Annotated in this window: 16 protein-coding genes; 6 read left to right on the forward strand and 10 right to left on the reverse strand. The window is 37.4% G+C overall.

Annotation, left to right across the window (positions count from 1 at the left end):
* Together murB and F885_RS11295 are read right to left on the reverse strand one after the other, a co-directional pair.
* The gene (gene murB / locus F885_RS11300; protein WP_005203267.1) at positions 1-1035 is read right to left on the reverse strand and encodes a UDP-N-acetylmuramate dehydrogenase; all 1035 of its coding nucleotides are present in this window, start codon (positions 1033-1035) and stop codon (positions 1-3) included.
* Between the two features lie 13 nt (positions 1036-1048).
* The gene (locus F885_RS11295; RefSeq protein ID WP_005315951.1) at positions 1049-1558 is read right to left on the reverse strand and encodes a low molecular weight protein-tyrosine-phosphatase; all 510 of its coding nucleotides are present in this window, start codon (positions 1556-1558) and stop codon (positions 1049-1051) included.
* 600 nt (positions 1559-2158) lie between these two features.
* Between F885_RS11295 and F885_RS11290 the strand changes: the two genes are divergently transcribed.
* From F885_RS11290 to F885_RS21390, 3 genes are all read left to right on the forward strand, one after another.
* Complete coding sequence (locus F885_RS11290) at positions 2159-2791, forward strand: glutathione S-transferase family protein (RefSeq protein ID WP_005315953.1); 633 nt, start codon at positions 2159-2161, stop codon at positions 2789-2791.
* 154 nt (positions 2792-2945) lie between these two features.
* Positions 2946-3068, forward strand: a complete 123-nt coding sequence (locus F885_RS21350; protein WP_263974999.1) for a hypothetical protein — start codon at positions 2946-2948, stop codon at positions 3066-3068.
* 11 nt (positions 3069-3079) lie between these two features.
* Positions 3080-3181, forward strand: coding sequence for a hypothetical protein (locus tag F885_RS21390; RefSeq protein WP_322783564.1), 102 nt, complete (start codon positions 3080-3082; stop codon positions 3179-3181).
* A 491-nt stretch (positions 3182-3672) separates the two neighbouring features.
* Here F885_RS21390 and F885_RS11280 read toward each other — a convergent pair whose 3' ends face one another.
* Together F885_RS11280 and F885_RS11275 are read right to left on the reverse strand one after the other, a co-directional pair.
* Positions 3673-4140: a BLUF domain-containing protein gene (locus F885_RS11280; protein WP_005189133.1), complete on the reverse strand. Its 468-nt coding sequence runs from the start codon at positions 4138-4140 to the stop codon at positions 3673-3675.
* 39 nt (positions 4141-4179) lie between these two features.
* The gene (locus tag F885_RS11275; protein ID WP_005189145.1) at positions 4180-4629 is read right to left on the reverse strand and encodes a BLUF domain-containing protein; all 450 of its coding nucleotides are present in this window, start codon (positions 4627-4629) and stop codon (positions 4180-4182) included.
* A gap of 545 nt (positions 4630-5174) precedes the next feature.
* Here F885_RS11275 and F885_RS21230 point away from each other — a divergent pair.
* The gene (locus F885_RS21230) at positions 5175-5510 is read left to right on the forward strand and encodes a hypothetical protein (protein WP_005203261.1); all 336 of its coding nucleotides are present in this window, start codon (positions 5175-5177) and stop codon (positions 5508-5510) included.
* A gap of 232 nt (positions 5511-5742) precedes the next feature.
* Here F885_RS21230 and F885_RS11265 read toward each other — a convergent pair whose 3' ends face one another.
* Positions 5743-6732, reverse strand: coding sequence for a DUF6670 family protein (locus F885_RS11265; protein ID WP_228253477.1), 990 nt, complete (start codon positions 6730-6732; stop codon positions 5743-5745).
* Between the two features lie 293 nt (positions 6733-7025).
* Here F885_RS11265 and F885_RS11260 point away from each other — a divergent pair, with 293 nt between their 5' ends.
* Together F885_RS11260 and F885_RS11255 are read left to right on the forward strand one after the other, a co-directional pair.
* Positions 7026-8186, forward strand: a complete 1161-nt coding sequence (locus F885_RS11260) for an iron-containing alcohol dehydrogenase (RefSeq protein ID WP_005315962.1) — start codon at positions 7026-7028, stop codon at positions 8184-8186.
* Positions 8183-8617, forward strand: coding sequence for an acyl-CoA thioesterase (locus F885_RS11255; RefSeq protein ID WP_005203254.1), 435 nt, complete (start codon positions 8183-8185; stop codon positions 8615-8617). Before F885_RS11260 ends, F885_RS11255 begins: the two co-directional genes overlap by 4 nt.
* 71 nt (positions 8618-8688) lie before the next feature.
* Here the strand turns inward: F885_RS11255 and F885_RS11250 are convergent, their stop codons facing one another.
* From F885_RS11250 to F885_RS11230, 5 genes are all read right to left on the reverse strand, one after another.
* Complete coding sequence (locus F885_RS11250) at positions 8689-9270, reverse strand: TerD family protein (RefSeq protein WP_004807602.1); 582 nt, start codon at positions 9268-9270, stop codon at positions 8689-8691.
* Between the two features lie 32 nt (positions 9271-9302).
* Positions 9303-10022: a TIGR00266 family protein gene (locus tag F885_RS11245; protein WP_004807604.1), complete on the reverse strand. Its 720-nt coding sequence runs from the start codon at positions 10020-10022 to the stop codon at positions 9303-9305.
* Between the two features lie 12 nt (positions 10023-10034).
* On the reverse strand, positions 10035-11333 hold the full coding sequence (locus F885_RS11240; RefSeq protein ID WP_005315963.1) for a VWA domain-containing protein: 1299 nt from the start codon (positions 11331-11333) through the stop codon (positions 10035-10037).
* A 79-nt stretch (positions 11334-11412) separates the two neighbouring features.
* The gene (locus F885_RS11235; protein ID WP_004653185.1) at positions 11413-11988 is read right to left on the reverse strand and encodes a TerD family protein; all 576 of its coding nucleotides are present in this window, start codon (positions 11986-11988) and stop codon (positions 11413-11415) included.
* Positions 11989-12075: 87 nt separating this feature from the next.
* A complete protein-coding gene (locus F885_RS11230; protein ID WP_005203250.1) occupies positions 12076-13146 on the reverse strand; it encodes a DUF475 domain-containing protein in 1071 nt (356 codons plus the stop codon).
* Between the last annotated feature and the right edge of the window lie 22 nt (positions 13147-13168).

Genomic DNA, 13168 nt, shown 5'->3' on the forward strand with positions numbered 1-13168 from the left:
TCACCCACTATGCGCTTGAATCAAACCTTGTTCACTGTATAACACAGGTTCAGGTTCCAATAGAATACTAAACTTTTGTTTTACATCACTTTGTACAGCCTGATAAGTGCTTTGTACATCCGCTAGAGTCGCCTCAGCATAATTCACCAAAACCAAAGCTTGTTTATGAAACATCCCAACTGAGCCTAATTGCTTACCCTTCCAACCTGCTTGATCAATTAACCAGCCTGCAGCCACTTTAACACTGCTATTTGCCTGCGGATAATGCGGAATGTTTGGAAATTGTTGAGTAATTTTATCAAATTCAACTTGTGCCAAAATTGGATTCTTAAAAAAGCTTCCAACATTTGGAAATTCTTTCGGGTCTGGCAATTTACTTTGGCGAATGTGTATCACCTGATTCTGTAAGTTTTCTGCGGTCAGTTCATCGCCTACTGCTTGCTTCAGATCACCATAATTCAGTTTAAGTTCAGCTTGTTTCAATAGTTTAAAAGTCACACTGACAATGATGTAACGATTGGGGTGATCTTTGAAAATACTATGGCGATAAGCAAAATGGCAATCTTGCGCAGAGATCGAATCAAACTGTTTTAGTTCACGATCATAAACTTGTACCGATTCAATAAACTCACCCGCTTCAACGCCATAGGCACCAATATTCTGGACAGGTGAAGCACCGACTAACCCCGGTATCAAAGCAAGATTTTGCAATCCAAACCATTGCTGTTGCGTGCTATATAAAACAAAGTCATGCCAGACTTGCCCAGCACCCACCTTAACCGTAATAGTATTTTCATCTTCAGAAAGAACTTCAATTCCCTGAATATTTAAATGCATCACCAAGGCTTGTACTTGCTGTGGCAATAAAACATTACTGCCACCCGAAAGTACCAAAACGTTTAAATGCTGCTGCTCCGCAAATTCTAATGCCGCAAGGACGTCATCTGGATGATTGATTTGTACATAATGTGAAGCAATCGCATTCAAATTTAATGTATTTAAGTTTTTAAGCTGAACCTGCGCTTGTAGCTGCATATTAAATTAAATCCTATTGCCCTGCTTTCATTTGATTTTTAAAAATATCGACCCACGCTTGGCTGCTGGATTCACACTGATCAAGTACTCGATCAAATCCATCTGCACCACCATAGTATGGATCAGGCACCGCTTGTTGACTAAATTGAGGATCATGTTCACTCATCAATGCTAACTTGGCGCGAATCTGATGTGTACCGAACTGTTGCACAGCCTGAGACATGAGTGTTTGAATATCATCAAAGTTTTCATGGTCCATTGCTAAAATCAAGTCGAATTCAACAAAATCTGCTAAAACAATCTGTCTAGCACGTAAGGTAGATAAATCATAACCACGTTTTGCAGCATGTTTTTGACTACGTAGGTCTGGTGCTTTGTTCGGATGGTAATTACTGGTCCCAGCAGAGTCGACCGTGACATTTAGGCCATGCACATCACAATAATGTCTGAGAATCGCTTCCGCAGTTGGAGATCGACAAATATTCCCTAAACAGACACATAACACCTTATATTTTGTAGCCATCAGAAAAATATTCCAACATTATGTTTTATAAGGAGATTAAAATATTGCATGCAAAATTCCTGCAAAATAAACGCAAAACGATTAAATGTCATTATGCCTGAATTGACCTTTCTGACATCAGCTATTTTGTCAAAAATTGCTTTGATTTGAAAGGAAATAGTGTTTGTCTCTTTTGAATATTCTGTATGAATATGTACTTTTTTGGAATTAACAATGTGTACCACTCACAACCGTTGCATGAAACCACACTGAACAACCAAGCTCATAAAGAAACTGAATGTTTAAAGGTCAATTATATAAAGCTAAAATGCAAAAAACGCTCAAAGAATACGGTTTTTGCGGACGGGCATTCTCGACTCACACCACCTCTATCAAAGACTAAGAATGATTGTTGAAAAAGTTAAGATACATTTTTATTAAGGAATCACTTAATCCTGCTCTGCAACTTCAAACATTGAAAACATTTGCTTTTTCATATTTGCTATAGCAGTTCGACTGTTATTTATGTAGATAAACAGCACTATCTGTAAACTTAAGCGTATATTGGAAACCGTAAAATTTTGGGAAATGACCCATAAGATTTTTAAAGCAGGCATTATAATGATTACATTACATCACTTAGATCAATCACGTTCTTTCCGAATTTTGTGGTTACTCGAAGAAATCAAACAACCATATCAATTGCAACGCTATTATCGTGACTTAACGACTCATTTGGCACCTGAGTCACTAAAAACCATTCATCCTTTAGGAAAATCTCCTGTAATTGAATGGCAAGGTAAAGTGATTGCGGAATCAGGCGCTATAGTAGAGTTGTTGATTCAAAGACTTGCTCCACATCTTGCACCAGATATAAATGATGCTATTTATGCAGATTATCTACAATGGATTCATTTCGCTGAAAGCTCTGCTATGGTGCCATTTTTATTAAAAACGTTTAATCAGATAGAAGCTAAGCATGGTACGAAATTGGTATTTCTAGAAAACTATACTCAAGTTGAGTTTGATAAAGTTTTTGGTTTTTTAAATAATTATTTAAAAGATAAAAATTTTTTAGTGGATGATCGTTTAACAGGGGCAGACTTTATGATGGGATTTGGGCTTCACGGCTTAATTCATCATATGGAACAAGGTGAAAATTATCCATATATTAAAAGTTATGTAGAACGTTTAAGCTCACTACCAAGTTGGAAGGCAGCAGAAAAAATTGAACAAGACGGCATGCTGATCTAAAGATAAAAAATATATGGGTGAATCACTTAACAAATATGAATCGTAAAGTCACACTTTGAACAGATTAACTGATGAAACAAGTCCTCTTATGAGAACTTTTACACAAATTTCAGTGTGATTACGAAGACGAATAGAGAAATAGAATGTTTTAGCCATGTTTATGCTGGGCTATTTAACTAAAGATGAACCATATAACGGCGGCTATGACATCTCTCCAGTATATTTCTTGGAGGCTGATCCAGTAAAGCAGAAGATCATGACTTTCGCGCTTAAGTAAACGCACCATTACTGAACCAAGCCCGTGAAAACTTTAAACAGTATAGCGCAATGGAAGAACGATTTATTAGGGAGGTGGGAAAGCCAACGGGGCCTGAGATTCCTAAAAATTAAGATCTCTCAAATTATAGGCCTACTGTACAACGTTTACTTAAATAAGAAGCCAGTATAGACCGTTACATCTCCTAATTTTTCTTAAAAATTATTTTACATTCTGAAATGTGACTCTATCCTCGAATTGTATAAAATTACATCTACCTATATTTTTTAAGAGGCATTTTTTTGAAGATTAATGCAGTGGTTCTTCAGGATGAAGACTTAAAGTTACATAAGCTCCAAAAAGTGCAAGACTCCGTGTACGGCTCAGCCCACAACAATAGAGTTTCAAATTGGCTATGGATTTATGCTGAAACAGCCGAGTTTTTTAACTTTGATATATGGGATGAGCTAGACAATGCATATGTCAATAAAGTAATTCATTATAAGAACAAGCTTTACAAGGTCATTGAAATTAACTCTATGGGTAAAATTAGATATTCCTGAACCACTGATACAATACACATTTACCTAAAAACCTATCCCCCCATAAGCTTCAATCAATTTTTTCAAAGATATGGGTGAATACCTCTTTGATTTAAACCCACTCTTTTACGAACGCGAGTTTGATTTTCATTCAATAATGCTTCAAGCAATCCATTCAAATTTTGATCGTTCAAAACAGATGGGATAAATTCTTCACAGCCTAACCGATTAAAGAAAATATCTACTTTCGAGCTTTTTTGAACATACTTCATAGACCAGTTTTTAAAACTATATTTCTGAATTTTTTTAACTTCAAATTCAATAATACTGTTATGTCTAGCGTCTTTTTTGATACTTTCGAATAAAGGTAAAACAATAAAGTCTTCCCCTTCTAAACATTGGAAGAATGCATTATTTGCATAATACAAAACTCCAAATACAGCATTCTTGGAATTAAAGTCTCTTGCTACAGTCAGGATATTGCTTAGATCATCAATCAGATCGTCAGCAAGACCTTGTCGTGAACTTGCATAGCACAATTGAATCTTCATTTTCTTCTCTCATGTACGATGCATGGTTAAAATTTGGTACTAGTCATTTACTTCAAAAACATATGGCTCTGTTGCATACTCTGAAGCTAGAAGCTCAATGAATGATGGTATTGAGTTTGTAGTAAGTAAGAAAGGATTAAAATCATCTCTATGGTTTTCTAAAAAGAAGTCTCCTAATCTTTTATTAATTGGTGCAAACTTCATGTTCCAATGTTTAAAAAGTCCAAAATCACATTTTTCATAAAATAAAATTTCGCAGTTTTTATGACGATCATCTTTTAAAATTTTTTCATAGAAAAGCTCATCAATTTTACTCTTACGCCCTTCTAAACACTGAACAAAGTATCCATGCCCATAGTAAAGAACGCCTGTAATTTCATTTCGAGAATTGAAATCTACAGCTGTATCCAAGATTTTTATCAAATCCTGTTTAAGATCTGGATAGATATTGGTGGCCTTGCTTGCGTATAAAACTCTCACGAACTCCATTTTGATCACTTCCAGCTATAAAATTACATAATAGGTAAAAGCTAAATCTACCGACTAAAGTGAAAAGCCTATAGGATCAGCAACTACAATAAAACCGTCTAATACAATACATGCATTTGTTTTTTAATACTATTTTAATTTTTTACTTCATTACGTATGCCTTCTGCCATACTTCTGTTAAAAAATATTAATGGATTTTTGAGAATTTCAGAGATATTAAAATTAAGAATTTGATATAAATAAATATTAAATTTTTATTCCAACTATTTATTGATCAAATAACAATCAAATGTACGAGATTTCTTATGATCATGTAAGCCAAAGATTATACCGTTAGATTTTTGAATAACTATAATTTTCTCATACACCAGTATTTCGATAATCCATTATTTTTATTGAGTTTAAAATTCTAGCCATGATTATTTTAGACGACAAAACCAATAGATAGGCTTACTTTATAAATGGTGTACACACAAATCCCCACCTTTGAGATGAGGCCCTTAAAGGTGGGGATTTTCTTTTCAACTTGAATTAGAGGAAAAACAATGAATATCATCAAGAATTTTTTTATTTTTGCTCTTTCTGTAATAATTATTTCTCTAGTTATAATCGTGTTTGACAAGATGGGAATGAACCAAAACTTTAATTTATTCTTTTCCTCACTCTTATACTCTGTATTTATCACACTGTATTTTAAAAATTTTTTGGTCAGTCTTCTATGCTTTTCTGTGTTTTACACGATACTATTCCTATTAAGTCATTCTCTAGAAGTTTTGTTGATGCTTTTGACTTCACTATCTACACTAATTTTAATTGAAACGCTTATGCCAAAACTAAAAAAGAATGTAGTAATCCCACTTTATAAAACTGATGCTTTTTAATTTCTTAGTCGGTATTCGAATACAAGGCTGATAGACGCATTGAAAATTTAAGGTCGAATCACTTTAATTAAAAAAGCCCTCATCAGAGGACTTTTTTAAAATTATTCAGTTCATTCTTAAGTTAATTTTTTTAACGTCTATCGATATACTCTAAATACCCTCTGCCAATAAGATCTTTCCCTTGGAACATTCCTTGCCACTTATACGAAGAAACATAACCAGCCGCTAAACCTTAGCAATATGCGGTATCTACTTCTGCTCTGATTTCTAAAATCTTCAAATTATCGTGATATGCAATCCATTCAAATGTTTCTGGTACATACATGCTATAACCATCAGGTGTTATCTGAGGTTCAACCTTATTCTTAGTAACTTCAAACCTTATATCACCATTAAATTGAATTGAAGTACCATCGATATGACGGTAATAGACTGATGTTAAAATAGGTTGATCTTCATAACAAATAAAAGCCAGCACCAATTGCTGTTCATCATCTAAGTTAATTACTTGATAACTGAAAATCTTTACAGGAATTTGGATAGCATTTACTAATGTTTGATTTTTTAGCATTGATGTTGCTATAGCTTTCCATGATTCAAGGGTGCAAAGCCCATTTACTTCTATACTTTCATCATTTTGAATCATTCGTCCTTCATATTTCATCAATACACTGAAATGCTTGTATAAAGAACCATATGCAAACCATGTGATTGCTCCGGTAGGTACCAAATGTATTTCAATTTGCAAATCTTCTCTTTTTGTAGTTAGAAGAAACCCATTGTCAATTTCTGTGAGAGAAGTTTCATTGTTAAAAATGACAGAAAATGGCTTTTCACTGAACTGTATATCATCAACTATTGAATATGTTTTAAATGCTTCTTCAGTAGAAGATAAAGCTGTCCCATGGACCAATGAAGCGGTATCACCTTTTCCTCTAATGGACATTTGATATTCTGAGTCTGTTATCGGAAAGCCAACATAACCTATCACTGAAGCCCAAGAGAGATAACGATATGGTTCAGGCAAGTCTGGTACCATGATCCCGTAATGTGTACTTCCATATCGCTTATAGTCAATATGTGGGCTTAATTCAAAAGCTTTAGGAAGTGTACTCTGTTTCTTTGGGGTTACAGCACCTAATAAAGATCCTGAAAACTTAGCTAATTTGCTATTAACTATATCTTTAATGCCCTTTGGCCCTAAATGACTTGAAGCTAACATAAACATTTTTAAATGGGTTACTTAAAATTAGTTCTATATTAGAACTTACAACCAGTTTTATTAATGTTAAATGAGGACAGAACAAATCCTTTTTTGTTTAATTAATTTAAGAATATGACTAGACTGTCCTAAGATGACTATTTATTAATGACGAGAACAAATACCTTTTTCTTCTTTTCTTGCTCAGAGCTACACTTTTTAGGAACGCCTTATGTTAATTTATTTAGACAGTGAAACTTATAGTCACATGATATAAAAATGTTGTATTTATTATGAAAAATAAGGATGTATGTATGAACTCGTTTCAATTTCAAACTGTTCCGAACATCATTGCGGGGCTAGGTTCAATACAAGAACTTAAAAGTGTTTTAACACAACAAAATTATCATAAGGCACTCATCGTAACCGATGCAGGAATGATACAACATCAATTGCATCAACCCATTTTAAAAATTCTGAATCAGATTAGTCTTGAATACATTATTTATTCCGATATCCAAGCAGATCCACCAGAACATATTGTGCTGGAAGCTGTTGATTTTGCGAAACAAGAAAAGATAGATGTGATCATCGGTTTTGGTGGCGGTAGTTCAATGGATGTGGCCAAAATCATTGCCTTGCTGGCACATTCTGAACAACAACAAAACCTCAGTGAAATCTACGGCGTAAACCAAGCCAAAGCCCCTCGTTTGCCACTGATTCTCATCCCGACCACAGCGGGCACAGGTTCAGAGGTCACGCCCATTTCGATTGTAACCACTGGTGCAACCACCAAAATGGGCGTGGTTTCACCAATTTTATATGCCGATGTTGCCATTTTAGATGCGACTTTCACTCAAGGTTTACCTGCGCATCTTACTGCGGCGACAGGCATCGATGCCATGGTGCATGCCATTGAGGCTTATACCTCAAATATTAAAAAGAATTTTTATGCCGATATGCTGGCTAAAAATGCATTGAAATTACTTAATCATAATTTAGCCAAAGTCTTGAAAAATGGGGCTGATTTAGAGGCACGCCAAAACATGTTGGTGGGCTCTATGTTAGCTGGTCAAGCCTTTGCCAATGCCCCCGTTGGTGCGGTACATGCCCTCGCATACCCATTGGGTGGGCATTTTCACCTTTCGCATGGACATACCAATGCATTAGTACTGGTTGAAGTTTTAAAATTTAATGCACCCAAAGCCAAACAACACTATGCAGAATTGATGCAATTACTAGACCCTCGAAGTACGGGTTGTACCGATGGCCTTTGCGACCTGTTTATAGACCATATGCAGAATCATCTGGACCAAAGTGGCTTAACCTTGAAGTTAAAAGAACTCGATATTGCTGAAGCGAAATTATCACAACTTGCCAAAGATGCCATGCTGCAAACTAGACTGTTGCAGAACAATCCAAGAGAAATGACCGAACAAGACGCATTACAGATCTATCAGGCGATTTATGCATGAGCAAACCGACTTTAAAACGACGCGAACAATTTAAGTTCTTTTTTCCAATCCAGACCCGTTGGGCCGATAATGATATTTACGGCCACGTCAACAACGTGACTTATTATAGTTATTTTGATACTGCAGCCAATTCATTACTGATTCAGAAAACAGGTTTCGATATTCATCACAGTGAAATTATTGGTCTAGTGGTTGATTCGGCTTGTAGCTTTCAACAGGAACTGTCGTTTCCAGAAATCATTGAAGTAGGTGTAGCGATTGGCAAAGTAGGAAACTCATCACTTAGATACGAGTTGGCGATCTTTAAACAAGGTCAGCACGAGGCTGCTGCTCAAGGGCATTTTGTCCATGTCTTTGTGGATCGGATAAGCCGAAAAAGCACCACCATTCCAGAAGCAATGCGGGATGTTCTAAACCACTATTTATTATAATTTCAGATTGCAGAAATAAACATGCCGCAATGTATTGAGCGATTGCGGCAGGCCATGATCAATCTAAATCATTAGATATGTGGTAAAGCATAAGGCACAATATCTTGGAAGGTACGACCATGCACATTTTCACCAATCGCATGCATTTTCCATGCATCATTGTGGCGATAAATTTTTGCAATAATCAAACCAGTATGTGCGCCTTGTGAAGACAGCTTATAGCTTGCAATTTCCTGATTGCTGGATTGATCCACCAAACGACAGAATGCATTTTCAACTTTCTCAAATGTCTGTCCACGGAAACTGCTCACAGTAAATACCAACGATTTTACTTGTGCCGGAATCTGGTTCAAATTAACACGAATGACTTCATCATCACCATCGCCCTCGCCGGTTAAGTTATCGCCAGAATGGTGGATACTGCCATCCTTACTTTGCAATTGACCAAAGTAAACCACATCCAATACTTGTTTGTTATCATCAAATAAAATGACAGAGGCATCAAGGTCAATATTCCCACCGCCCCCACCAAAGCCGAAAAAGCCTTTGCTTTTCGCAACGTCCCAGCCCACACCTAAAAAGATTTGTTGTAAGCTGCTGCCATCTGCTTTTTGCAAACTAATTTTTTGGCCCTTTTCTAAATTAATTCCCATATGTTTTTCTCCTCTGGATAAAAATGATTGTTTTAATTGGATTGATTACGGTTTAAATTTAACTTTGAGGTTAACCATTGCAGGAAATTGTTACGGTTTCGAGAACAAATCACCACCTTACCTTGGCCGGAAAAACGTAATACCATCCCTTCGCCACTGGTCACACTATTGACCAAATTGCCAAGAAAACCACTACTCTGTGAAGTAGAAACGGATAAATTATAATTTAAGCGTGAATCCCAACAGACCACGTGTCCATTATCAATAATGACTTCTTTGTTTGGTTCAACTTCAAGCTCAAACAAGGTGCCACAACCAGACACCACCACTTGGCCTTGCCCGCTGGTTTCCATCACCAAAAAACCACCGGTATTACCAAAAAATGCACCACCCAGACTGCTGTTTAAACGAGCTTTGACTTCAACTGAGTCATGTGCCGCCACGAAAGCCCCATCACTCAGCAAATACTGCGTCGCACCGACATCTAAAATCTGCATATCCCCATCCAACGCTGCGGATAACAGACAGTCACCATCACCGCGTACAGCTTCAATATGCTGCTGAAACAACGATTCATCATTGGCAAAACGACGTAATAGGGATTGCATTAAACCACCTTGCAAACGCCCTTTTAACTCCAAAGGCGCTTCCATCATCACCATGGCATTACTTTCGCAATAGATTTTGTCGCCACGGCGCATGGATACATGCAGGAACGGTTCTGGTGAACCAACTAAGCTAAACTGTGCCATTATTTATTCCTTTTAATTTCTAACAATCTGATGTTGCTTCGCAGCGTTCAACCAATCAGGGAATTCTTGTAATAACAATTCATATAGGCGTTCATCTGAAACACTATCAATGCGGTCCAAACTAAAGAAATTACAGTTATCGACAATTCGACCTGACATTTCATCCAGCTTTTCTAGTGCACCATAATCTCGCCCACCAATCCCGACAAATTGCCAGAAAATAGGCAGTTTAGCCGCTTGGGATAATATTTTCTGCATTTGTCGACGGCTGCCCACGCCACCATCCGAAATAAATAGAACATAAGTCGGGATTTGATCTTTGAATTTTTGGAAATAATTAATCACAGCTTCAATTGCTGGAATTTCCTCATTATAACGTGCCCCCACTTGCCAGTTTTTCCAGCCACGTTGGGTGGTATTAATGAAATCATTGACATTGTCGAGCGTCACATCATCCAGTTGTGTCGTTTTAGCAGCAAAAGCCCAACACTCAAAACTGCCATCATCATCAAAATGAATGGCCAGTGGCATCAAGCGATTCACCACCTTTTGCACATCACCACGGCGATATTGCCCATCCATTGAGCCAGATGCATCCAAGACCAGTGCCACTCGTGCGGTTACACCCAGTAAGTTTTTCTTTTCCAGTTGGACCAGTGATTTTTTGGTCAGATCGATAATGGATGCATTGCCCGTTTTTTCGGCCTTTTGCAAAGATAATTTTTTCTTTAAATCGATATTCGATTGTGGTGCTGCAGGTGTCGACTGTTGTGTTGTTGGCTCTTCGGCAACTTCTCCACCAAAATGTTGAATTAAGGCAGCAAGACCTGCATTAAAGCCTTGTCCAATGGCTGCTAAACGCCAAATACCTTCTTTTCGATAAATCTCGATCAGCATGGTGGCACGCTCTTGATCGAAGATGCTGCCATCTAACTTCAGTTCAGCAATCGGCTGTAACTGCAAGTTAAGAATTTGAATCGTCGCTTGCTGTGATTGAGACATGACATTCTGGCCATCAATTGCAGCAGTCAAAACCAGATGTTGAATAGTTGCAGGTAGTTTTGCAGAATCAACTAAAAAACGGCTACATTTATTGTGATTTTCAATCAGACGAACCGCCTGGCATGGCGTTTCAGGCTGATTATAAAAGGTCATGTATCGCTCATCACTCAAACGATACTGCGGATCAAGTCCAAAACTGGCGATATCTAAATCAAAAGCGGCTTGATATTGAATCTGGATATAAAAAGAGGATTGCCCCTGTAAAACATCAGTTAATTTTATTTTTTGTCCGCGAACTAAATTCAACATATTCAGGAATAACCTATTTTTATCATTTATAAATATCGAAAAAGAAGATAGTGCCTAAACACTATCTTCCACAGGTATCTTAAACAGAAACACCATAAGAAGCGGCTAATGGCCCTAAGCCACCAGCAAAACCTTGACCGATTGCGCGGAATTTCCACTCGCTACCGTGTTTATAAAGTTCACCAAAGATCATTGCAGTTTCAGTGCTGCTGTCTTCAGACAAGTCATAACGTGCGATTTCAGTACCACCCGCATCGTTAATTACACGAATGTAGGCATTCGCAACTTGACCAAAGTTTTGGTTACGGGTTTGACCATCATAAATCGTAACCGCAAAGATCACTTTTGCAACGTCAGCTGGAACTTTGCTTAAATCGATACTTAGGGTTTCGTCATCACCATCGCCTTCGCCTGTACGGTTATCACCATTGTGAACCACAGAACCATCAGATGACTTTAAGTTATTAAAGAAAATAAAGTCATTATCAGCACGAACCTTACCGCCTTCATTGACTAAAAATGCAATTGCATCTAGGTCAAATGCAGCACCATCAGTTACGCGAGGATTCCAACCTAAACCAACAGTTGTTTTTGTAATGCCAGGCGCTTCTTTGGTTAAGCTAACGTTGCCGCCTTTGGTTAAACTAATTGCCATTCGAGTTTCTCCTTATTAAATTTCAACTCATTGTTTATTTCATTTGAATCATGGACATCATATAGATGATGTATCCATACATTTTTATCAAGCTTGTGTTTGTTGTTTACTGTAAGCAATCGAAGATAATACAGCCCAAATGATGAATGCAATACCAATCAAGCCTGTTACAACTTCAGGCACATGACCACCTGTTCCGGTATAAAGCATAATTGCAGCCAAAGCACCAATCGCATAATGTGCGCCATGCTCCAGATAGATAAATGCTTCCAATGTGCCTTTCTCAACTAAATAGATCGTCATCGAACGGACAAACATTGCGCCAATTGCCAGACCAAGCATAATCACAACCACATCACTTGTGATCGCAAATGCACCAATCACGCCATCGAAACTAAACGAAGCATCTAATACCTCGAGGTAAAGGAAACCACCAATACCTGCTTTGACGATATTACTTGAAGTACCAGTAACTGGTTTTTCATCGGCTTCATCATCTTCGCTGCTGCCTTCAAGCAAATGACCCAACACCTGTACACCGATATAAACCACGATGCCCCAGATCCCCGCGACAATCACAATCAGTTTTTGTTGCTCAGGTACAAAAGCAGCCATAGTCAGTAAAGCAATCAGTGACACAAATACTGACATCGCGGGGATGTTTGCTAGATTCGATAAATGGGTTTCCAACCAATGGAACCAGTGCGTATCTTTACCATCATCAAACAAGAAGTTTAAGAACACCAACAGTAAGAACATCCCACCAAAGGCTGCAATTTCAGCATGATGTGCAAGTAACTTTTCTGAATAAGTTTTTGGATCATTCAGTGCCAGTTTCGCAACCTCAATCATTCCCATGTCAGCGGTTACACCAACAATTAAGAGTGGGAAGATTAAACGCATACCAAATACAGCAACTAAAATACCAACGGTAAGAAATAGTTTTTTCCAGAACTCGTCCCAGTTTCTGAGTACTGATGCATTGACAACAGCATTATCAAAAGACAGGGATACTTCCATAACTGCCAGTACTGTCGTAATCAATAAAACTTTAAGCATCATCGAGAAACCAGCATTTGGGCCATGCGTAAAGCCCCACCATGCTGATAACCCTAGACAGATTACGGTAAAAATAATTGAGAAACGAAAATGTTTCATTTTTTTCCTTTTCTAAACAGCT

This window comes from Acinetobacter higginsii (assembly GCF_000369845.1).
Taxonomy (GTDB): domain Bacteria; phylum Pseudomonadota; class Gammaproteobacteria; order Pseudomonadales; family Moraxellaceae; genus Acinetobacter; species Acinetobacter higginsii.